Annotated in this window: 19 protein-coding genes and 1 pseudogene; 14 read left to right on the plus strand and 6 right to left on the minus strand. The window is 57.6% G+C overall.

From position 1 onward, the window contains the following. Positions 1-82: 82 nt before the first annotated feature. Genes HW561_RS22345 through HW561_RS22365 form a run of 5 tightly spaced genes read right to left on the minus strand, consistent with a single transcriptional unit; the run spans position 83 to position 4,344 of the window. The gene (locus HW561_RS22345) at positions 83-1,054 is read right to left on the minus strand and encodes a 5-oxoprolinase subunit C family protein (RefSeq protein ID WP_176867569.1); all 972 of its coding nucleotides are present in this window, start codon (positions 1,052-1,054) and stop codon (positions 83-85) included. Further along, positions 1,044-1,919, minus strand: a complete 876-nt coding sequence (locus tag HW561_RS22350) for a 5-oxoprolinase subunit B family protein (RefSeq protein ID WP_176867570.1) — start codon at positions 1,917-1,919, stop codon at positions 1,044-1,046. The genes HW561_RS22345 and HW561_RS22350 overlap by 11 nt, the downstream gene beginning before the upstream one ends. Positions 1,920-1,934: 15 nt before the next feature. Beyond that, on the minus strand, positions 1,935-3,314 hold the full coding sequence (locus tag HW561_RS22355) for an acetyl-CoA carboxylase biotin carboxylase subunit (RefSeq protein WP_176867571.1): 1,380 nt from the start codon (positions 3,312-3,314) through the stop codon (positions 1,935-1,937). Continuing rightward, the gene (locus HW561_RS22360) at positions 3,307-3,543 is read right to left on the minus strand and encodes an acetyl-CoA carboxylase (RefSeq protein WP_176867572.1); all 237 of its coding nucleotides are present in this window, start codon (positions 3,541-3,543) and stop codon (positions 3,307-3,309) included. Before HW561_RS22360 ends, HW561_RS22355 begins: the two co-directional genes overlap by 8 nt. 21 nt (positions 3,544-3,564) lie before the next feature. Then, positions 3,565-4,344 (minus strand): 5-oxoprolinase subunit PxpA, encoded by a 780-nt coding sequence (locus HW561_RS22365; protein WP_176867573.1) that lies wholly within the window; start codon positions 4,342-4,344, stop codon positions 3,565-3,567. Positions 4,345-4,464: 120 nt separating this feature from the next. On the opposite strand from HW561_RS22365, the gene HW561_RS22370 reads away from it, so the two are divergent. The 12 genes and pseudogenes from HW561_RS22370 to HW561_RS22425 all read left to right on the plus strand — a co-directional run bounded on the left by HW561_RS22370 (position 4,465) and on the right by HW561_RS22425 (position 16,529). Then, entirely contained in the window at positions 4,465-5,367 is a 903-nt protein-coding gene (locus HW561_RS22370; protein WP_176867574.1) for a LysR family transcriptional regulator, read from the plus strand. A gap of 52 nt (positions 5,368-5,419) precedes the next feature. Continuing rightward, positions 5,420-6,343, plus strand: coding sequence for an AEC family transporter (locus HW561_RS22375; protein WP_235963040.1), 924 nt, complete (start codon positions 5,420-5,422; stop codon positions 6,341-6,343). A 163-nt stretch (positions 6,344-6,506) separates the two neighbouring features. After that, on the plus strand, positions 6,507-7,532 hold the full coding sequence (locus HW561_RS22380; protein WP_176867576.1) for an ABC transporter ATP-binding protein: 1,026 nt from the start codon (positions 6,507-6,509) through the stop codon (positions 7,530-7,532). Then, positions 7,520-8,617 carry an ABC transporter ATP-binding protein gene (locus HW561_RS22385; protein ID WP_176867577.1) on the plus strand — a complete coding sequence of 366 codons (1,098 nt, stop codon included), beginning with the start codon at positions 7,520-7,522 and terminating at the stop codon, positions 8,615-8,617. The genes HW561_RS22380 and HW561_RS22385 overlap by 13 nt, the downstream gene beginning before the upstream one ends. Then, the gene (locus HW561_RS22390; protein ID WP_176867578.1) at positions 8,614-10,125 is read left to right on the plus strand and encodes an ABC transporter substrate-binding protein; all 1,512 of its coding nucleotides are present in this window, start codon (positions 8,614-8,616) and stop codon (positions 10,123-10,125) included. Before HW561_RS22385 ends, HW561_RS22390 begins: the two co-directional genes overlap by 4 nt. Before the next feature lie 59 nt (positions 10,126-10,184). Continuing rightward, the gene (locus HW561_RS22395) at positions 10,185-11,129 is read left to right on the plus strand and encodes an ABC transporter permease (protein ID WP_176867579.1); all 945 of its coding nucleotides are present in this window, start codon (positions 10,185-10,187) and stop codon (positions 11,127-11,129) included. A 1-nt stretch (position 11,130) separates the two neighbouring features. Further along, a complete protein-coding gene (locus tag HW561_RS22400) occupies positions 11,131-11,994 on the plus strand; it encodes an ABC transporter permease (protein WP_176867580.1) in 864 nt (287 codons plus the stop codon). Positions 11,995-12,015: 21 nt separating this feature from the next. Then, positions 12,016-13,809, plus strand: coding sequence for a gamma-glutamyltransferase family protein (locus HW561_RS22405; RefSeq protein WP_176867581.1), 1,794 nt, complete (start codon positions 12,016-12,018; stop codon positions 13,807-13,809). 1 nt (position 13,810) lies between these two features. Continuing rightward, positions 13,811-14,560 (plus strand): DUF1028 domain-containing protein, encoded by a 750-nt coding sequence (locus tag HW561_RS22410; protein WP_176867582.1) that lies wholly within the window; start codon positions 13,811-13,813, stop codon positions 14,558-14,560. Positions 14,561-14,564: 4 nt separating this feature from the next. After that, entirely contained in the window at positions 14,565-15,398 is an 834-nt protein-coding gene (locus tag HW561_RS22415; protein ID WP_176867583.1) for a sulfite exporter TauE/SafE family protein, read from the plus strand. 29 nt (positions 15,399-15,427) lie between these two features. Then, positions 15,428-16,096, plus strand: coding sequence for a FadR/GntR family transcriptional regulator (locus tag HW561_RS22420; RefSeq protein WP_235963038.1), 669 nt, complete (start codon positions 15,428-15,430; stop codon positions 16,094-16,096). Beyond that, positions 16,083-16,529 (plus strand): annotated as a pseudogene (locus HW561_RS22425) (DDE-type integrase/transposase/recombinase). The gene HW561_RS22420 and the pseudogene HW561_RS22425 overlap by 14 nt, the downstream one beginning before the upstream one ends. Before the next feature lie 426 nt (positions 16,530-16,955). Here HW561_RS22425 and HW561_RS22430 read toward each other — a convergent pair. Next, a complete protein-coding gene (locus HW561_RS22430) occupies positions 16,956-18,215 on the minus strand; it encodes a replication initiation protein (protein ID WP_176867584.1) in 1,260 nt (419 codons plus the stop codon). A gap of 580 nt (positions 18,216-18,795) precedes the next feature. Here HW561_RS22430 and HW561_RS22435 point away from each other — a divergent pair. Both HW561_RS22435 and HW561_RS22440 read left to right on the plus strand, forming a co-directional pair. Then, the gene (locus tag HW561_RS22435) at positions 18,796-20,181 is read left to right on the plus strand and encodes an AAA family ATPase (RefSeq protein ID WP_176867585.1); all 1,386 of its coding nucleotides are present in this window, start codon (positions 18,796-18,798) and stop codon (positions 20,179-20,181) included. Beyond that, positions 20,174-21,241 (plus strand): ParB/RepB/Spo0J family partition protein, encoded by a 1,068-nt coding sequence (locus HW561_RS22440; protein WP_176867586.1) that lies wholly within the window; start codon positions 20,174-20,176, stop codon positions 21,239-21,241. The genes HW561_RS22435 and HW561_RS22440 overlap by 8 nt, the downstream gene beginning before the upstream one ends. Positions 21,242-21,538: the final 297 nt, after the last annotated feature.

The following is a 21,538-nucleotide window of genomic DNA, read 5'->3' on the forward strand; positions in this document are numbered from 1 at the left end:
GCCCCCGCCATGTTCGAGTGCGCGCTACCAGAAATACAATCGACCTGACAGGTAAGAACGAAGTTTGCCACAGATCCCCCCGTTAACCCAGATGCACGCGAATATCCCCAAGCATGTTCTTCCGCTCATTTCGCGCCGCCAGCGCTTGATCCATATCGACTTGTATGAATTTTACAGGCGTGTGCGGTTGCAATTGACCGATCAGATCCATGTCCGCCGATATGATCGCGCCCAGCGTGAAATACCCACCGCCCGAGACCGCATCGCGGTGCAACACAATCGGCTCCAATCCCCCGGGCACCTGAATGGAACCATAGGAATAACACCCATCCACGATATTGGACGGATCGGCCCCAGCGCCAAAAGGTTGTTCGCGGTCCACAAATTCCAACGCACTGCCACCTTTGAAGCGATAGCCCATGCGATCCGCCTCGGGCGCGACGGACCAGTCATCTGCAAAAAACCCGGCTTGCGCCCCTTCTGTCAGACGGTGCCAGTAGAGGCCCGGCAAAACCCGCAGCTCAGCCGGGGTGCCGGGGCCTCGGCGCATACTCTTAGGCACGCTTAAACCCGGCTCAAACGCGTCCGCCTCACCCAGCGGAATGATATCTCCGGCCTGAACGGCACGACCTTCAATACCACCCAAAGCACCAATCGGATAGGTTGACCGACTGCCAAGCGCCGGAGGCGTATCGATGCCGCCGTTTACGGCAATGTAAGCCCGTGCCCCGGATTTCAAGAAATCAAAGCTAAGCGTCTGGCCTTCTTTGACCGGAAACGCGGTCCAGGTCGATTGTGGCTCTCCATCGACCTTGGGCGGCAACTCAGCGCCGGTGACTGCCACCAGAGCGTCGCGGCCAAATTCAATATCGGGGCCCATGAAAATGACTTCGAACCCGGCCGCCCCTTCGGGATTGCCCACCAGCATATTCGCGCAGCGCAGCGCAAAACGGTCCATGGCACCGCCGATAGGGATGCCCAAATGGAAATAACCCGGACGCCCCAGATCCTGAATGGAAGTCGATAAGCCGGGAGAGAGTATCTTAAGCGTCATTGAGGGCCTCCATCAACTTGGCGTTGGTTCCGGTCATATCGGCGTTGAATGCGTCCAGATCAAAGTCGACCTCAGCGATGCGCGGTGCATAGGTTCCCGCTTCGACCTCTGCCAGTATGCGGTCATATTCCGTCCGATTGATCGGCTTCCATTTGACGATGTCACCGGGTTTGAAGAACACCATGAAATCGCGCAGGTAGCTGACCTGTTGCGTCGGATCGAAGATCGTCATCGGCGTGATGCCGAACATCTGATATCCCCCGGCCCCCCTGACCGAGTAAATACACGAGAAACACCCGCCATAGCCGACTGTCTGTTTGGGCGTATCCGTTCGAGGCCTCAGGTATTTCGGCACTTGCAGCTGCTTGTCCCGCTCGACCAGTTGATAGAGAAATGGCAGACCGGCCACAAACCCTACCATCGACACGAACCATGGCTGTGAATGGTGTGCTTCGATAAACGCCTCGGCGCTGTCAAACCCGTTGATCCGCGCCGCATAGTCCAGATCGGTCCCGTTCGGGTCCTGATGGCGTTCGCGGAATCGCATCAGGGTTTCGTGCGTCCAGGGGTCTTGATAATAAATCGGGATCTCGATGATCCGGGTCTTCAGGCGCTTGTCTGCGTCATCGGCCTTGTGTTCCAGTTTCCTGATCCGCTCCATCATCTTATCGGGGCTGATCACGTCGGGATCGAACTTCACCTGAAATGACGCATTGGCAGGGCAAATTTCGGTTACACCTTCGATATCCGCGTCGCGCACGGCGTTGCTCATCGACAGGGATTTGAAAAATGCGTCCAGCGACATCTCGTCATCCATTTCGACATAGATGTGTTCGTCGCCGCCATGGGTATAACGTGTCTTCACTGTACGTCTCCTTGGTTACGGTGTCGCGGTCAGGTTGCCCGCCTCCAGCCACGGTTCCAGCCACTGGGTGTGGAAACTATCCGTCAGCACGCTGATGTCTGCGGCCAAGGCCCGATGCAGGGGCGCGGTGGTTTTCAGCCCGTCGATGGACAGCTCATCAAGCGCCTTGGCCAGTTTTACGATTGCCTCGGCGCGTGTATCCGCATGGACAACAAGCTTGCCCAGCAACGAGTCGTAAAATGGCGGGATCTGGTATCCTTCGTACAGAAAATGATCGAACCGGATACCGTCGCCTTCGGGCAATCGCATTGATCCGACCTGCCCCGGGAAGGGCATGAATTGTAGTATCGGGTCTTCGGCATTGATCCGGACTTCGATCGCATGGCCGTCGCGCACGATCTGATCCTGCGTGAACCGCAGCTTTTCGCCGCCCGAAACCCGGATCATTTCCTGCACCAGATCCAGCCCTGTGATCATTTCGGTGACCGGGTGTTCGACCTGAATGCGCGTGTTCATCTCGATAAAGAAGAATTCGTTCGCGGCGCTGTCATAAAGATATTCCAGCGTGCCTGCCCCGACATAGTTGGCCGCCTTGGCCAACGCCACAGCGGAGGCGCACAGCTTGTCGCGGATGCCCTCGTCTAGACATACGGCGCCTGCCTCCTCCCAGACCTTCTGACGGCGGCGCTGCATCGAGCATTCGCGCTCAAAACAATGCACCGCATCGGTGCCGTCCCCCAGAATTTGAACCTCGATATGACGCGGCGACTGGATGGCACGTTCAAGATACAGACCACCGTCGCCAAAGGCCGCTTTGGCCTCGGCCTGAGCCTGTGGCGCCATCTGCGCCAGATCATCGGCGTTTTTCGCGACACGAATGCCTTTGCCACCACCACCTGCCGAAGCCTTGATCATCACGGGATACCCAATCTCATCCGCAGCGGCCAATGCCATCTCAAGAGTTTCGATCCGTCCTTTCGAGCCCGGCACAACAGGTACACCGGCAGCTTGCGCCGCCTCACGGGCAGACACTTTGTCCCCCATGCGATCAATCGTGTCGGCAGACGGGCCAACAAAACGCATGCCCGCAGCCTCAATGGCGCGCACAAAGCCCGCATTCTCGGCCAGAAAACCGTATCCGGGATGCACGGCGTCAGCATCGCGATCCCGGGCCGCCTGCACCAATGCCTCGATATTCAGGTAGGACTTCGCGGCTTGTGCTGGTCCGACGCAGATTGCTTCATCCGCCATTCGGACGGCCAGCATCTCGGCGTCAGCTTCGGAATAGGCCTGGATCGTATGAATGCCCAACCCTTGCGCCGCCCGGATGATCCGCACGGCAATTTCACCTCGGTTTGCGATGAACAGTCGTTTGATGGCCGAGCGTTCAGCCATCCAGTTGCGCCAGTGTTTGACCCGCGCTCACAGCGGCCTCGTTTTCAACGGCGTAACCCGCAAACGTCCCGGCCATGTCCGACTTGATTTCAATGAAGGTCTTCATGACCTCGACAAGTCCGATCACATCCCCAACGGTCACAGTATCCCCTTGGGCTTTGTAAACAGGCGCGTCCGGAGTGGCCTGGGTATAAAACGTTCCGGGCACGGGCGATTTGATATCTGCCATCAGTTTCCTCCTGCGTGTCGATTAGAGCGTCGCCGCGATTTCACCGGCGGTTGCGATGCGAATTCCATTTTCGGTCAGGCCCTTGCGAATGGCGCGGCCCATTTCCAGCGCACCCGGAGTGTCGGAATGAAAGCAGATCGATTCAAAGTTGATCTCAATCTCGTCACCCTCAACTGTGGTCACTTTCCCTGTCTTGCACGCCTTTACACATTTCGCGGCGATCTGGTTGGCGTCGGGACGACCAACCTTTCGGGCAAACACGATCGAGCCGCTGTTGTCGTAATTGCGGTCGGCAAAAAACTCGCGGATGACCGGGTGCCCGGCACGTTTGGCAGCGGAATAGGTTTTGGAAGGCCCCATGCAAAACAGCAACGCATTCGGGCTGGTGACCTGCAGTGAATCGACCAGCAACTGGGACAGATCTTCGTTTGTAGCGGCCTCCATATAAAGCGCACCATGCAGCTTGATATGCTGCAAGGTTACGCCGTAGCGCCGCCCGAATTCGCGAATGGCCCCAACTTGATAAATGACATCGTTGATCAGCTCGGCCGGGTCCGTCCTGATATAACGGCGACCAAACCCCCTAAGATCAGCGTAACCCGGATGCGCGCCAAGGCCGACACCGTGAACCTGTGCCAGTTGAACAACACGATCGATTGAATTCGCATCGCCTGCATGAAAGCCAGCGGCGATATTGGCCGAGCTGATAATCTCCATGATCTTGTCTTCTGGGGCGTCACCCAGCACCCAGTGGCCAAAACCCTCGCCCATATCGCAATTCAGATCGACGATCTCTCGCATCCGTCAGGCCCTCCGTTGCAGAACCAGGGCAATCATTGATGATTTGATGAAAATTGGTATTTCTTTTTTTAGCTCATACATTATCAAAAAAATTGATATTACTTCGAGAGTGGCATTGCCGTGAATTTCAAACATCTTAAATATTTCGTCGCGACGGCAGAAACCGGGCAGGTCAGCCGCGCCGCAAAACTGCTTTCCATCTCTCAATCAGCCGTCACCAGCGCCATCCGCGAATTGGAGGCGATATTGGGCGCAACCCTGTTCATCCGCCGCGCGCAGGGCATGGAGATGACAGAGGCAGGTCAGCAATTCCTCCAATCCGCCCGCGAAATTCTTGAAAGGATCGATGCGGCCCGTGTTTTAGACCAACGGGATTCTGACATCACAGGCGTGATCAGGCTGGCCGCTACATACACGGTGATCGGGTATTTCCTGCCCTATCATCTTGGCCGCCTGACGCAGCTTTACCCCGGTCTTGATATTCAGATCGTCGAATTGAACCGGCAGAGCATCGAACAGCAGTTGCTGTCCGGTCAGATTGATATGGCGGTGGCGCTGACCTCGAACATCCAGAACTCCGGCATCGAGACCGAGACGTTGCTGAAATCTCCACGTCGTCTTTGGGTTCCGATCGGCCACCCAATGAGCGATGACGGCCCGGTGACGCTTCAGGATATCGCCCGCGAACCCTATATCATGCTGACTGTAGATGAGGCCGCGCATACCAGCATGAAATACTGGAACAGCCATAATTGCGCGCCCAACATCAAACTGCGAACATCGTCGGTCGAAGCAGTCCGATCTATGGTGGCAAACGGGCATGGCGTGACGATCCTGTCTGACATGGTCTACCGGCCGTGGTCGTTAGAGGGGCGTCGGATCGAGACAGTCCAGACCAGCGTCGATATTCCGACAATGGACGTCGGAATGGCCTTTCACAAGCAGGCACAGCTATCCGACGCAACGCGGGTCCTGCGGGATTACTTCACCACGTCGTTCCTGTCACCGAAGCCTGCATTCTGACGCATCGTGCGATTCCGACACGGCTTGCAGTTGGAACATATTCTTGCAACCAATGGCGGTCATGATTGTAGGTCTCGGGCTCGTCGCGCCCTTTTTCATCTATATCCTGGCGGGCATAGCCGCAGAAAAAACACTCAGGCATTCTGCCGAGGGTCAGAAATGGCTGGATGCTTTTGTGTTTTACATCGCGCTGCCTGCCCTGTTGTTTCAATCGGTCAGACACCTGCCGCCGGGCATATCCAGCCCAATAGGGTTCCTGACGCTGACGACGATGGCAACGGGCTTGATGTTTCTGTTCGGATGGTTTGTCGGACGCACCAGCAAATCTGATGAGTCCGCTGCAGTTTATGGCCTTTCAGCCAGCTATTCGAATATCGGCTATATGGGTCCGACATTGACTGTTGCTGTTCTGGGGCCTGCCGCTGGTGCCCCCGCTGCCTTCATATTTTGCGCCGATGTATTGCTGATCTTTTCCATTTGGCCCGCTATGATCAGTCCCAACGGCCCTTCGGCACGGGGGTTGTTCAAGTCGCTGCTGAAGGTCATTCAACACCCATTCATTCTGGCGACGCTTGCTGCGCTTGTGTTTGCCGCCAGTGGCCTGACCCTGCCTGACTTTGTCGACACTCCGCTGGATGGGTTTCGGGATGCGGCCGCTCCGGCGGCGCTGTTTTCGCTTGGTCTGACTCTGTCGCGTCACAAGGCCAATCACCTTGATCTGCCTTTGGGGCTGTGCCTGGCAGGCAAGCTAGTGGCGCACCCGTTGCTTGTCGTCGGGTTCTTCCTGATATTTCCCGGTTTCGACCCAATTTGGATCGCAACCGCCATCGTCATGGGCGCCCTTCCGCCGGCGGCCAATGTCTACGTCATGGCGCGGGCCGAGGGTATCAGCGTTCAGCTTGCCGCACGTGCTGTCCTGTTTGGAACAGCGTTTTCCGCAATCACCTTGCCGATCGTAATTGCGATCGTCGGTTAACTCTTTCTTGTTGGTCATTTGGCTCACCTGATACCCGCCCAAAAGGTCCGTCCTTCAGGTGTTTCGCAGGCTGACAGGCGCAAAATGATACGGAAGGACGTTGACAAGTGGCTCACTCAAATGCAACCAATATGATATTGGTCTAACTAAAGGTTGCGAGACAATGCAGGGGAGTGAGGCCCGGTCCGACACAGAATCGACCAATCCGATTCTACAGCTGCATCAGTTCAGCCTACGGTTTCGTGGCCATCCAGAACCCGCGGTCGATGGGCTGAACCTATCGGTTTCCGCCGGAGAGACCCTATGCATCGTCGGCGAATCCGGATGCGGAAAATCCGTGTCGGCCATGGCGCTCATGGGGCTATTGCCGCAAGACATCATCGACATCCCAAACGGGCAGATGGATTTCGAAGGCCATCGCTACGATCTGCGCTCGGACGGGCTGGATGCGTCAACACGCGGCGACCGGATGGCGATGATTTTTCAAGAGCCTATGACCTCGCTCAACCCCGCGTTCCGCATCGGGGACCAGATTGCCGAAGCCGTATTGCACCATCGGAACTGCACCCGCACCGAAGCGACCGAAAGCGCCCTGCAAATGCTGCGCCGCGTCGGAATTCCCGCACCGCAACAGCGGCTACGCGAATATCCCCATCAGTTGTCTGGCGGTATGCGTCAGCGGGTCATGATTGCGATGGCCCTGATCAACAATCCCTCGTTTTTGATTGCCGACGAACCCACCACTGCGCTGGATGTCACCATTCAGGCGCAAATTCTTGATCTGATCCGCGAATTGCAAAGCGAAACCGGAATGGGCACCTTGTTCATCACGCATGATCTGGGCGTGGTGGCCGAGATCGCCACAAATGTCGCGGTCATGTATGGTGGCCAGATCGTTGAAAGCGGCCCGGTCGGGGCCGTGTTCGATGACCCACAACACCCCTATACGATTGGGTTGATGAGCTCGGTGCCGCGCATGTCGGGGTCACGCGACCGGCTGATTACCGTTCCGGGAACTGTGCCATCGCTTGCAGACATGCCTCAGGGATGCCGGTTTCGCACCCGCTGTCCGTTTGCCACCGATAATTGTGCCGCACGACCTGCGCTGTCTGACGTCGGTCCGGATCACGCGGTCGCGTGCCATTACGCCCCTTTGGAACAGCAAGATGAGGTCAGATGCGCGATGTAATCCTTGAGGCACGCGACCTGACCCGCCATTTCACTCTGGGCGGAGGGTTGTTCGAACCGAAGACCAAGGTTCGCGCCGTTGATGGTGTGTCCCTGACTGTCAACCGGGGTGAAACCTTTGCCATTGTGGGTGAATCCGGGTGTGGCAAGTCGACCCTCGCGCGCCTTATGATGCGGTTGGACCGCCCCACCTCGGGGCAGGTTCTGTTCAACGGGCAAGAGGTGCAAGACCTCGCCCGCCGCGATATGGCGCCCCTGCGCCGCGACATGCAATTCGTGTTTCAGGACCCGTTTTCGTCACTGAACCCCCGCATGACGGTGGGCAAACTGGTTGGCGAACCGCTTGAGGTCCACGCCCCCGAACTGGATGCTGATACGCGGCGCGAAAAGGTGGCCGCGCTGCTGGCGCAGGTGGGGCTGTTACCCGACCACGCCAACCGCTATCCGCACGAATTTTCCGGTGGTCAACGCCAGCGGATCGGAATTGCCCGTGCATTGGCCTCGGGTCCGCGCCTCTTGATCGGGGATGAGCCGGTTTCGGCACTGGATGTGTCGGTGCAGGCGCAGGTGGTTAATCTGCTCAACGATCTGAAACAGGATCTGGATCTGACCCTGGTGATCATCGCGCATGATCTGGCGGTGATCCGGCACATGAGCGACCGGATTGCGGTAATGTATTTGGGGCAAGTCGTCGAAAGCGGACCTGCGGATCAGGTCTTTGATGCACCACGCCACCCCTATACCCATGCGCTGTTGTCGGCGATCCCGGAACCCGAACCGGGCCGTGTACACAATCAACTTACGCTGAAGGGCGAAATGCCCAGCCCGTCGAACCCACCTGCCGGGTGTCGGTTTCACACACGCTGCCCGTTCGCGCAGGACAATTGCCGGACACACACCCCCCTGCTGGACGCGGCGGATACCGACCATCAGGTCGCCTGCCATCATTGGAAAACCATACCAGAGGCCGGAAAACCGGCCCCGCCCCGGCGCCGCAGCGTCGGAGCAGAAGAGCGGTTCGCGCTGTATCGCGCGGCTTTGCAAACAACCCAAGCTTCTGCCACACACAGAGAGGAAACATCATGAGTGCCTTAAAAACCGGCCTTCTCGCCGGCCTTCTCAGCGCCACGGCCCTGACCGCACAGGCCGCTGATTTGCGCATCGCCCTACAATCGGACGCAGATGTTCTGGATCCGGACCAGTCACGCACCTTTGTGGGGCGCATCGTCTATGCCTCGCTGTGCGACAAGCTGGTCGACATTACGCCGGATCTGGAACTGATCCCGCAACTCGCCACCGGATGGGAGTGGAGCGAGGATGGAACATCGCTGACTATGACCCTGCGCGAAGGCGTGGTGTTCCATGACGGCACGCCGTTCAATGCGCAAGCGGTGTCCGACAATATTGACCGCTCACAAAACCTTGAGGAATCGCGCCGCAAGTCCGAACTGAAATCGGTGACCGGTGTCGATGTGGTCGATGATTATACCGTGCGTTTCAACATGGCGGCCCCCGATGCAACACTGCTGGCGCAATTCGCCGACCGAGCAGGCATGATGGTATCGCCCACCGCCGCCAAAGCGGCAGGGGCGGATTTCGGCCTTAACCCGGTCTGCTCCGGCCCGTTCAGTTTCAAAGAACGCGTGGCGCAAGATCGGATCGCGCTGGAGCGGTTCCCGGATTACTGGAACGCAGGTGAAATCCATTTCGACAGCGTGACCTTCCTGCCAATCCCCGACACGACAGTTCGGTTGGCCAACCTGCAATCAGGTGACATCGACATGCTGGAGCGCCTGGCTGCCACCGATCTGGCACAGGCCGAAGGCGACGGGGGCATTGATGTCGAACGGGCCGTTTCGTTGGGTTATCAGGGCATTACGATCAACGTGAACAACGGCGACAAGGGCGACAACCCCTGGGGCAATGACGAAAGACTGCGACAGGCGCTGAGCTATGCGCTGGACCGTGACGCCATCAACCAAGTGGTGTTCGAGGGTGCCTTTGCACCGGGCAACCAACCTTTCCCGCCGACGTCACCCTGGTATGACACCGATCACCCGGTGCCTGCGCGAGATGTGGACAAAGCCAAGGCCCTGCTGGCCGAGGCGGGCTTCCCGGATGGGATCGACCTTGAAGTGCAGGTGCCCAACACCACCGTGCCGCTGCAATTGATGCAAGTGGTGCAGGCGATGGCGGCTGAAGCCGGGATCAATGTCGAGATCACCTCGAAGGAATTCGCCACCTTGCTGGCGGATCAAAGTGCGGGTGATTATCAGGCCAGCCAGATCGGTTGGTCGGGCCGGGTCGATCCCGATGGCAACATCCATCAGTTCATGACCACCGGCGGCGGCATCAATGACAGCCATTATTCCGACCCGAAAGTGGACGACATGCTGAACAACGCCCGTGCCTCGACCGATTTTGATGCGCGTAAGGCGGAATATGACAGTGCGCGCGATATTCTGATCGACGATATGCCCATCGTCTATCTGTATCACCAGACATGGATCTGGGCGCTGGACAGCGATCTTGAAGGCTTTACCGCCTACCCCGACGGCATGATCCGCCTGGAAGGCGTGACGCTCGATAAATAAACCACTCACGGCCCGCCTGAGCCCCTGCTTGGGCGGGTCACTTATTTGAAAGCCACGCCATGCTGTCCTTCATCTTGCGCCGCATCCTGATTGCGATACCGACGATCCTGCTGATCTCGGTCTTTGTATTCAGCTTGCAAAAATTGCTGCCCGGTGATCCGGTTCTGGCTATGGCAGGCGAGGAACGTGACCCCGAGGTACTGGAGTTCCTGCGCGAGAAATACCGCCTGAACGATCCGATCCCGGTGCAATACATGACCTGGGTCGGCAATGCGCTGCGTGGTGATCTGGGCATTTCGCTGCGCACCAATCAACCGGTGACCGAGCTGATTGCGGAAAAATTGCCGGTGACAATCCAATTGGCTGTGATGGCCATTCTGTTCGCGTTGGTGATCGGGATACCGGCCGGCATTTTATCGGCGGTGAAAAAGGGTACCGTGACAGACTACGTCGCCAATATCGTGGCGTTGTCAGGCCTGTCGATCCCGAATTTCTGGCTGGGGATCATGCTGATCCTGTTGGTGTCGGTCAAACTCGACCTGTTGCCCGCCTCCGGCTATGTGCCGTTGTCCGAGGACCCGGTAAAATCCATCACCACCATGCTGATGCCCGCCTTTGTTCTGGGCACCGCGCTGGCCGCGACATTGATGCGGCACACGCGCTCGGCCATGCTGGGTGTTCTGAAATCCGACTATGTGCGCACCGCCCGTGCCAAGGGCCTGCATGAACGCCGCGTGGTGCTGAAACACGCGTTTCGCAACGCGCTGACCCCGATTGTCACCCTGACTGCCCTGTTGTTCGGCGAGTTGATCGCAGGCGCCGTTCTGACCGAGCAGATCTTTACCATCCCCGGCTTTGGCAAGCTGGTGGTCGATGCTGTGTTCAACCGGGACTATGCGGTGGTGCAGGGAATCGTGCTGGTCACCGCTGTCGGCTTCATCTTCATGAACCTGCTGGCCGATGTCGCCTATGTCCTGCTGAATCCACGTTTGAGGACTGCGTAACATGGCTGTCGCCGATCCCATCCTGTCGCGCCGTCCCGAAAACCGGGTCTGGAAAAAGTTCCGCACGCACAAAAGTGCCATGCTAGGTGGGTTTCTGGTGGCGTTCTTTGTGCTGATCGCCCTGGCCGCGCCAATTCTGCCGATACCAGACCCGGCGGCCACCGACTGGGGCGCGGTGCGCAAACCGCCAACCGCCGCGCATCCGTTGGGCACCGATGAGATCGGGCGCGACGTGCTGGCGCGGATGATATGGGGGGCGCAGGCCTCGCTGCTGGCGGGTGTGGTCTCGGTCGGTATCGCCGTGCTGTTGGGGGTGCCGCTGGGCATTGTCGCGGGCTATTTCGGCGGCTGGACCGACGCCGTGATCTCACGTTGTACCGAGGCGTTGCTGGCTGCGCCTTTCCTGATCCTTGCCATTGCGCTGGCCGCGTTTCTGGGGCCATCACTGACCAACGCGATGATCGCCATCGGGCTGTCGGCAACGCCGATCTTCATCCGCCTGACCCGCGGTCAGGTGCTGTCCGTCAAGGCCGAAGATTACGTGACCAGCGCCCGTGCCATCGGCCTGCCAACACCAAAAATTCTGACGCGGTACATCTTTCCAAACGTGCTGCCGCCGGTGCTGGTACAGGCAACGCTGACCATCGCCACCGCCATTATTGCCGAGGCATCCCTGTCCTTTCTGGGCCTCGGGCAACAACCCCCTGCCCCCAGCTGGGGATCGATGTTGAACACTGCCAAGAACTTCCTCAACCAAGCCCCGTGGATGGCCATGTGGCCGGGTATCGCGATTTTCCTCGTGGTGCTGGGCTTCAACCTTCTGGGCGACGGGCTGCGCGATGCGCTGGACCCGCGCGAACATTGATAGACCGGAGACCGTAAACTCATGTCAGATTTCACCACCCGCCCTGAGATCCGAGGCACCTTTGGCGTCGTCACCTCGACCCATTGGATTGCCTCGGCCGTGGGCTTCGGCATTCTGGAAAAGGGCGGCAACGCCTTTGACGCCGCTGTTGCCACCGCCATGACCCTGCAAGTGGTCGAGCCCCACCTGAACGGCCCGGCAGGCGATATGCCCGCCATTTTTCACTCGGTCAAAACCGGCAAGACCGAGGTGCTGTGTGCCCAAGGCCCCGCCCCCGCAGGGGCCACGATTGAACACTATACCGGACTGGGCCTGAATCTGATCCCCGGCTCGGGCCTGCTGGCAACTGTGATCCCCGGTGCCTTTGACGGCTGGATGCTCATGCTGCGCGACCATGGTTCATTGCCGCTGCGCGTGGTCATGGAGCCCGCCATCGCCTATGCCCGCGACGGGCATCCCGTGCTGCCTCGCGTCGCCCATACCATTGCCGGGCTGTCCGAGTTCTTTGCCAAGGAATGGCCCAGCTCCGCCGAAACATGGTTACCTGACGGACAAGCCCCTGAGCCGAACGCCAATTTCGCCAACCCCGCACTGGCCGCCACCTATGAACGTCTGGTCAGTGACGCCGAAGCCGCGCATGAGGATCGTGTTGACCAGATCGACGCCGCCCGCCGCGTCTGGCGACAGGGCTTTGTGGCCGACCGGATCTTTGACTATCTGGCTGATGCCTCGGTCATGGATGTCTCGGGCCAGCGCAACCGGGCAGTTCTGGCGCGTGATGACATCGCCAACTGGCACGCCAGCTATGAAGAACCACTGAGCTATGAGTATCACGGCTGGACCATCCACAAGACCCACGCTTGGAGTCAGGGGCCGGTGCTGTTGCAGGCGCTGGCGATCCTCAAGGGGATCAATCTGGGTGCGATGGACCCGAACGGCGCCGAGTTCGTCCATACGGTGATCGAAGCGATGAAGCTCGCCTATGCCGACCGCGAGGCTTATTACGGTGACCCCGATCACAGCGACATCCCAATGGAATACCTGTTGAGCGATGAGTACGCCGCCGAGCGCCGCGCATTGATCGGGCAGAACGCTTCGCTTGAGCAGCGTCCGGGCCGGGTACCAGGGTTTGAGCATCTGGCGGACGCTTATGTCGCCCGCGCCGCCCGTGACTTTTCCGCCAACACCGGTGCCAGCGCGGGCGAACCCACCATGTCGCACCTGACCGAGAAACGCGGCGACACGGTACATCTGGACGTGATCGACCGCTGGGGCAACATGGTCGCAGCCACACCGTCGGGCGGCTGGCTACAAAGCTCACCGGTGATTCCAGGCTTGGGCTTTCCGCTCAACAGCCGGGCGCAGATGTTCTGGCTGGAACCGGGCTTACCGACCTCGCTGATGCCCGGGCACAGGCCGCGCACCACGCTGACACCCAGTTTGGCGGAAAAGAACGGGACGCAGCTGGTCTTCGGCACGCCCGGTGGCGATCAGCAGGATCAGTGGCAGCTGATCTGGTTCCTGCGGTTCGTGCATTTCGGACTGGAGCTGCAGCATTGTATGGACGCGCCCTTGTTTCACTCGATGCACTTCCAGAGCTCGTTCTATCCTCGCGCGGCACAACCGGGCGAGATGATGATCGAAGCGACCTTTGGCGATGCCGTGATCGAAGACCTGCGCGCGCGCGGTCACAAGGTGACGGTGGCCGGGCCCTGGACCGTTGGCCGCCTGACCGCCGCGCTGCGAGAAAGTAACGGAACCCTGCGCGCCGCGGCCACGCCGCGTTTGATGCAGGCCTATGCGGTGGGCCGTTGAGATGACCTATTCCCTGATTGCAAAAGACCCTGAAACCGGCGCCATCGGAGTGATCGTGGCCAGCCGCTTCTTTGCCTGTGGTGCGCGCGTACCCTGTGTCGGTCCGCGCAGCGCCGTCGCGTCGCAGGCGTTTTCCAACCCGGTCTGGGGGACCGAAGGATTGCGACGGCTCGAGGTGGGCGAACGCGCGCAGGATGTAATAGACGATCTGGTTCAGCGCGACACAGGTCGTGCCGCGCGGCAGGCGCATATGATGGACGCCAATGGCAATTTCGCAGCCTTCACCGGCACTGAATGTGTCGATTGGGCGGGACACCGAATTGGTCAGACGCATTCCGTCGCAGGCAACATGTTGACAGGACAGGGCGTGGTCGACGCCACCTTTGAAACCTATGCTGCTGAAACCGCCCTGCCCTTCCCCGAACGCCTGCTGGCCGCGATGGAGGCGGGCGAACGCGCGGGCGGCGACAAGCGCGGCAGGCAAGCCGCCGGGATGGTCATCCATCAAGGGCAGTCACATTCCTGGCTTGACCTGCGGGCCGATGACCACGCCGATCCGCTGGCCGAGTTGCGGCGGCTGTATGACGTGGCCGGAGAGCGATATTTGCATTTCGCCCGGGCCATGCCCAGCGAGCAGAACTTCTCGGGCAATCCCGACCGAGTCGCGCTTGAGGCAGCGATTGCCCGGTCGGATGCGCACCGTCAAGCCGAAGGGCGCGGCAGTCGTTCATTCGCGACCGACCCGGCCTGATCTCATGAACGGGACTGACCTTTCGACCGTAACGACGTTGATCGCCATTGCTGCTGCGGCAGGTGTGTTCGGTGGCATCCTCGCCGGTTTGCTGGGGGTCGGTGGCGGCATCGTCATTGTTCCAGCCCTGTATTTTGCGCTGTCACTAACCGGCAGCGATCCGGCGCTGACAATGCAGGTCGCAGTAGGTACGTCTCTGGCCACCATTGTCTTTACCGCGTTGTCCTCAAGCTGGGGCCATTACAGGCGCGGCGCGCTGGACATGGCGCTGCTGAAACGCTGGGCCCCTGCCATCCTTGCCGGAGTGGTCATTGGCGGGCTGCTAGGCGGCGTGGTCAGCGGCTATATTCTGGTCGCCGTCTTCGCCACAGTTGCTGGCCTGGTAGCGCTGGATATGATCTTTCGCAACCCCGGAGATGGCAGCCTGCCCCGCAGTTTCTCACCACGTGTGTGGGCTGCCACCGGTGTGTTTGCCGGTGCGATCTCGGCCATGATGGGCATCGGGGGCGGCACGGTCTGCGTTCCGGTACTGAATTTTCTGGGGTATGATATAAGGCGCGCCGTCGGCACCTCGGCGGCGATCGGTTTTGTCATCGGTGTGCCCGGCACGCTGATCTATACGGCAACCGGCTTAGGGCAGAATGGCCTGCCACCATTCTCGCTGGGCTATGTCAATCTGGTTGCCGCAGCGCTGATCATCCCGCTGACCACCAGTTTCGCGCATGTCGGTGTGCGCATCGCGCATACCATCTCGCAGCGTGCATTGAGGCTTGCATTCGGAGTTTTCCTGATGCTTACGTCCCTACGCATGTTCAATGACCTGATCGGAGCCTGGTGAATTTGGGAAACTGCCCTTCGGATTCTGAATTGACGACTGCCCTTCGAACCGGCATCGAAACAGGTGGTTTCCTGAAAAACGGCAAGCTGCTGCCTGAACGCGCATTGGCCGAAGCGTTGTTGGTCACACGGGCCCGGATGCGCCGCATTCTTGATCTTTTGGAAGACGACGGCACGATTTTCCGCAGACACGGTCAGGGCACTTTCGTCTCACCCCCACCGGCGGTCGGGGCCAGTCCATTTCGCGCGGTGGCGGCCAAGGTCATGCCCCGTGACGTCATGGAAGTCCGGCTTGAAATCGAGCCCGCACTGGCCGCACTGGCCGCGCAACGGGCATCGAGCAAAGAGCTGAAAACGCTAGAACAGCTGACTCAGGCAACGCTTGAGGCATCAGATACGCAGGCCTACGGCGTCGCTGACGATATCTTCCACTATAAGATTGCGGAAATGGCGCATAATCCACTGTTCCTGACCGTTTATGACTCGATCCGAGAGGTTCGACGACAGTCGGAATGGACCCGGCAGCGTGAAACCCGCTATTCCGCTTCGACGCTTACCCGTCTGGGCGAGCAGCATGAACAACTGTTCAGCTCAATTTCTGCACGCGACAGTCAGGCGGCAGCGCAAATCATGGAAACGCATCTTCTGTCCGTATCAAACGCAATGCTGCGAAACCGGACTTACAATGGCGATGCTTGACGTGATCCTGTTCGCAGCCTTCTTCTATGTCCCGTACGGCGCGTCATACAGGGATCTGTAAGAAATCATGGCTAAACGGGGCGTTTCGGTCGATCACACCACACTGAACCGGTGGGTGACGCGCAACTCTGGTGCAATCGCTGAGGCAGCACGACGGCATAAAACACCGTGCGACCGGTCTTGGAGAATGGTAAAACCTACATCAAAGTAAAAGGTGCTGAGAGGCTTTGATTGTCCCATCCCGATTGAGATGGTTCGACAAAAATACCTCAATAATACTGCGGAACGGGACCACCGTTTCATCAAAAGACGAACCCGCCCGATGCTCGGTTTCAAGTCCCTTATCTCGGCTTGGACAGTTCTTGCAGGCCTAGAGGTCGCGCACATGATCCGCAAAGGCCAATTCATACCAGGAGTCTGTCCATTTCGGTAATTCGCAAAACTGGCCGCTTAGCACCGAAACACTGATTGACACAACTCGCCGTGCTCAAAACTTTGCAACAGATCCACACCCCGTCTCGGGCATCGAAGAGGACCGTGAACAGGATCACACCCTTGGGATACTGCGCGCCTTCGAAGGAGAGCATGAGCTGGCTTTCAACTGGGCACCAATGCCTGCCTGCGCACGCGCTAACCCAACCAGCGTCAACGTCAAAACTTCGCAACAGAACCCTATAATGTTGTTGACCCTGTATTTCAGTCAGACAAAGAGGGCTAGGCGATCAAACTTTCGCAACGGGTAATACGCATTATTCATGCATTATGCTCATTGCCTGTTGCTTTGATTTGAGCGTCTTTTATGTGACGCCAAATCCCTTATTGCTATCCATTGAACAACCTATCGAAAGGTTTGGAAGATCTACTCGAACGCGTCCGGCTCCAAGTCTCTCCAAAACGCGACAACAGCCGTTGCATTAAGTCCGGACCGCCAGCCATGGGCACGAAAATGTTCCCGGTCCAAATCGTTATCCAGCCCCGCCAAGAACAGACGTTTATCTGCATCCCGCTGCGTCGGGTTTCGCCGCGAAACCAGCTCCTCCACGATCAACAACTTACGAGACCGCTCTGTACGCTCTGCAGCACGTGCCGCATAAGCTTGATCTTCCTCCGCTCTCTCGACCTCTCGCTTATGAGCTGCTGCCACAGCTTCAGGGCTGGCCTTTGGGTGCACGTCCGCGTCAGGAACTTGATAGTCATCACGCAATGCTGCTGACAGATATCCTAGCGTCGATTTCACATCCCCCTGCCCGCTTACATAATCCAACTTCTTCTGGACATAGTCCTCACCGTGTTCGGCAATCCACTGGCGCGCCAGCCGGTCGGATACACCTTGGTCCCGAAGCGTCTTATAGATCTTCAAGCTTCGAACACCGTCTCCGTCATCAATCTCGAACATCGCCTTTTGCGGATTGCCTTTGATCAAGAACCGGATATCCGTGACAGTACGGCCCTTCTTTTTGAATTCCGGCTCAATCAGAATATCCGAGCTTTTGTTTACCTCAGCCACTGCAGGTTTGATGATCTTGGCATTGAGGTGCTTGAAACTGCTGTAGTAGTCGCTGCCATCCACACCCATCAATTTACGGAACACATCCAACGCCCACCAACCCGTCGAGCCTGTCCGGACAAAGCGATAACAGTTCTCATACAGGGCTAACCCATGCCCCGAACTGAAATTACGCTGAATCTGAACGTTGATAAGAGCATAGATCTTGGGGTCATAGAGTTTTTGTGCGAGTGCCGGAGAATACGCGTACTCACACACCCCGTTCTTGAGTTTGGCAAAGCTCAGCAGCGAAGACACACCCCATTCCTGTTTGCCTTGCTCATCCAGCATATCCCACTCTGCCACCGTTTCGGCCAATGCGCGAAGACTGGCACGCAAGGTATCAAAGTCGTTGGAATTGTATCCTACCATCATAGCCAGTGTTCGTGCGTCGATGGTATGGGTGGGTGCCGACGTCAACGCGTCATAAGCATTCAGCAGCAACACATTGGACAGCTTGCGCTGCAACAACGAAAGTTTACCGCTGATGTGAATCGCGGCGACGTTCTTCTTCACCGTCTCTCGACGCAAGGCGCCTGAGAGGTGGTCCATGTCCAATTGTATATCCGGCATGATTCTGCCTGGCTGCTCGTTTTGATATTTGTGCCATGAAAGGTACCCGTGGATCAATCCATTTTGGGTGCCCAAATACAGGATGGAGCTAATCCCGTATTCAGGTACCTTTATGACCAAGGCCCCGAGTTATCCCCAGGTGAGCGCCATCCACTGGTCCCAAAATGAATCTGGAACATCGGATTAGTGGGTAATGCGACTAGGAATAGGGTCTGATTTGTCCGTTTTTTCAACAACCTGAGAATCGGGCCCCTTGCACCCGGATTCTGGTTCCCGGCGTCCTGCAAACAGGTTCCTTTTATCCTGCATATAGGTCCCCTTAGCCCCGTAATTGGGCACTCAATGTCCTGTAACCCATTGTATTAAATCTTTTTTTGCATGGTAAATCTTCTAAAGATTCTAAAATTAATAAACTCTTTGTTGCGTCTTTCTCTTGTTATGATTGCAGTTTCGCGGCGAAACCTCTGCAAATACCCGTCATCTGTGGAAAAAAATCAGATCAAGGATAGCTACCCACTAAAATGTTCGTTACATTCCCGAATATACGCCGCAAAGGCGAACATTAATTGAGGCACCGACAGTGAACAAATCTAACCAACCTCCTCTGCCGCCATACTTGAATCTGGACCCGGAGATTGCGGCAACAAAGTTGCCTGATCCTATAGGCACTTCACGATTCGCAAAAGCGGCTGCATTTTGTACCAAAGGTCGTGAAGATCTCGCACGACGTGGCTATGCACCAGACGGCGAAAAGCGATTGCGGCGGTTCTCAATATGGGAAATCACAAAGTATCTGATTCCAGTGGCTCCAGCTCACCTGCGGCGTGTCCTCAAGGCAAACCCGGATCTCCCGCAAGGGGAAGGTGAGGCCGGTTCAAAATGGTTCACTTTGGAAGACGTTTTAACCTTGCGCCAGCACTTTGCCTCTGAAGGTGTGAGTACCAAGGAATACCTGCCCTACCGTCCTGAAGGTGTGCCAGCCAAGGTTGTCGCTGTTGCCAATTTCAAAGGCGGTGTAGGAAAAACCTCTACTGCAGCGCATTTGGCTATGTCCGCCGCCTTGGATGGCTATAAGGTTCTGGTCATCGATTTGGATAGTCAGGGTTCGATGACATCTATCCTGGGGGGGCGGGTCGCTGATGAATGGCAAACCGTCTTTCCGCTGATCGCCAAGGACTACGCTCGAGCCGTGCAGGAAGAAAACCGTGTTCGCAATGCCGCCGGACAACCGGAAATTCCTCTGGATGAGACCCTGGAAGAGGCGCTGACCACCCTGCCCCGCGACGTTATCCAAAAGACGCACTGGCCCAATATCGACCTGATTGGTGCCCAATTGAACCTATACTGGGCAGAGTTTCAGATTCCAGTTTGGCGTATGGGGCTGCGCAGTTGGCCCTTGTGGGACGGTTTGACGAACTTTTTGCAGGATGAAGGCGTGCTGAACGACTATGATATCGTCTTCCTCGATACTCCTCCTGCACTTGGGTACCTAACGATCAATGCGCTGGCGGCAGCAGATATTTTACTGGTGCCTTTGGGGGCCTCGTTCTTGGAATTTGATTCCACAGGACGGTTCTTCGACATGCTCTACACGACGTTTGCTAGTATCGAAGACGGCGAAAATGCCGCACAACGGGCGGCGGGTTTACCTGAACTCAAGTTCGAGTGGGATGTAGTGCGGGCTATCATTACGCGGTTCGATGCCAGTCAGCAGACGGATATGGCTAACGTGATACAGGCCTATTTTGGGGATTTCATGAATGCGTATCGTCAGGATTATACGGCGCTGGTCGGGCAGGCCGGTGAGCAGGTGAACGGGATCTACGAAGCGGACTATCGTGATTTCAACCGAGATACCTATGTGCGCGGGCGCGAGACATTCGACCGGACATATGCGGAATTCAAAGAGGTGCTGATCGGCTGCTGGTGGCGCGATACTCAGATGGGAGGAAAGGCAGATGGCTAAACGCAGAAGACTGACCGCGCCGGATACGGCGGAACTGGAGCAGATCGAAGTGGGTTTCGCGGCGAAACCGTCTATCAGCCCGTTTGAAACCAAATCTGCGGCACCACCCATTGCGCAGGTCGCAGCCGAGGCCGCATCGCTGAACGGTATGGCTTCTGTCACAGACAGGGTGGCGTTGGCGCAGGATCAAGGTGACGCCGCCCGTTGGCGCGATGCGCAAGATGCCGGGTTGGTGGCGCAGAAGGTGCCATTGGATCAGATCGACGCCGATTTCATTCGTCGCGACCGTATGGTCGAAGACGAAGAAGCGATGGCGGAGTTGCTGGAGTCTCTGCGGGTCCATGGCCTGAGGACACCCATCGAAGTCACGCAAGACGGAGACGGCTATGGCTTGATTTCCGGGTTCCGCCGACTGGATGCATTCCAGCGTCTGGCTGAAACCGATCCGATATTTTCCGAAATTCCAGCCTTTGTTCGAGGGGCAAGAACGGGGCAGGGCGCTTATGTCTCGATGGTCGAGGAAAATGAATTGCGCTCGAACCTCAGCCCTTATGAGCGCGGTCGTATTGCTGCCTTGGCGGCAGGGCAGGGGGTCTTTGAGTCGACCGAGGCCGCCGTTGACGTATTGTTTGCGGCAGCGTCCAAAGCGAAGAGATCCAAAGTTCGTAGCTTTGCAATCGTCCATGAGGCATTGGGTGACCTGTTGCAACACCCAATAGCCCTGACTGAAAAGTCGGGTCTCAAGCTGGCGTCCGCCTTGAGAGATGGTGCGCAAACCAAACTGCGACAAGCTCTGGCCGCAGCAGAAGAGTTGGACGCCAAGTCAGAGTGGGCTCTTTTGGAGGTTGCGCTGAAGGAAACCCCAGAACCCTCCAGAGACAAGGGGAGAGGAGGGCGGCCACAACAAGTGCAGCCCCTGACGCCGCACAAGCTTCCCGGTGGGGGCGAAATAGCCGCAGAGGTTTCATCAGGCGAACTTCGCCTTCGCATCCGAGGTCGTGACCTGACAGTTGAAGAGGCTGCAACACTGGTGAATCAACTCGCGAAACATCTTGCGTAGTTTCGCGACGAAACCAAGAGCGCTGTCCAAATGGCTAGCATTACGCTTCGACTTGGGATGGCGCCGATTTGCAACGTTCCGAAGAATAGCCGGCCTTTTAGCAAAATCTCGCTATCCTTAGGTTGTGTGTAAAAGTGATGAAAAATGATCATTAAATAGTTCGAGCGGTTACTATGAAGGGGTTCTGCAGCGAAGTTTCGACTGGCCATTTCGCTGACCAGGTTCTGTCGCAAACTTTCTAGACGGCAGAGCATCAGTGGCATTGGTGAGCCGGTTATCCCGCTAGTTGGGAGAACT

Origin of the sequence: Ruegeria haliotis, assembly GCF_013377785.1 — a bacterium.
GTDB lineage: Bacteria > Pseudomonadota > Alphaproteobacteria > Rhodobacterales > Rhodobacteraceae > Ruegeria > Ruegeria haliotis.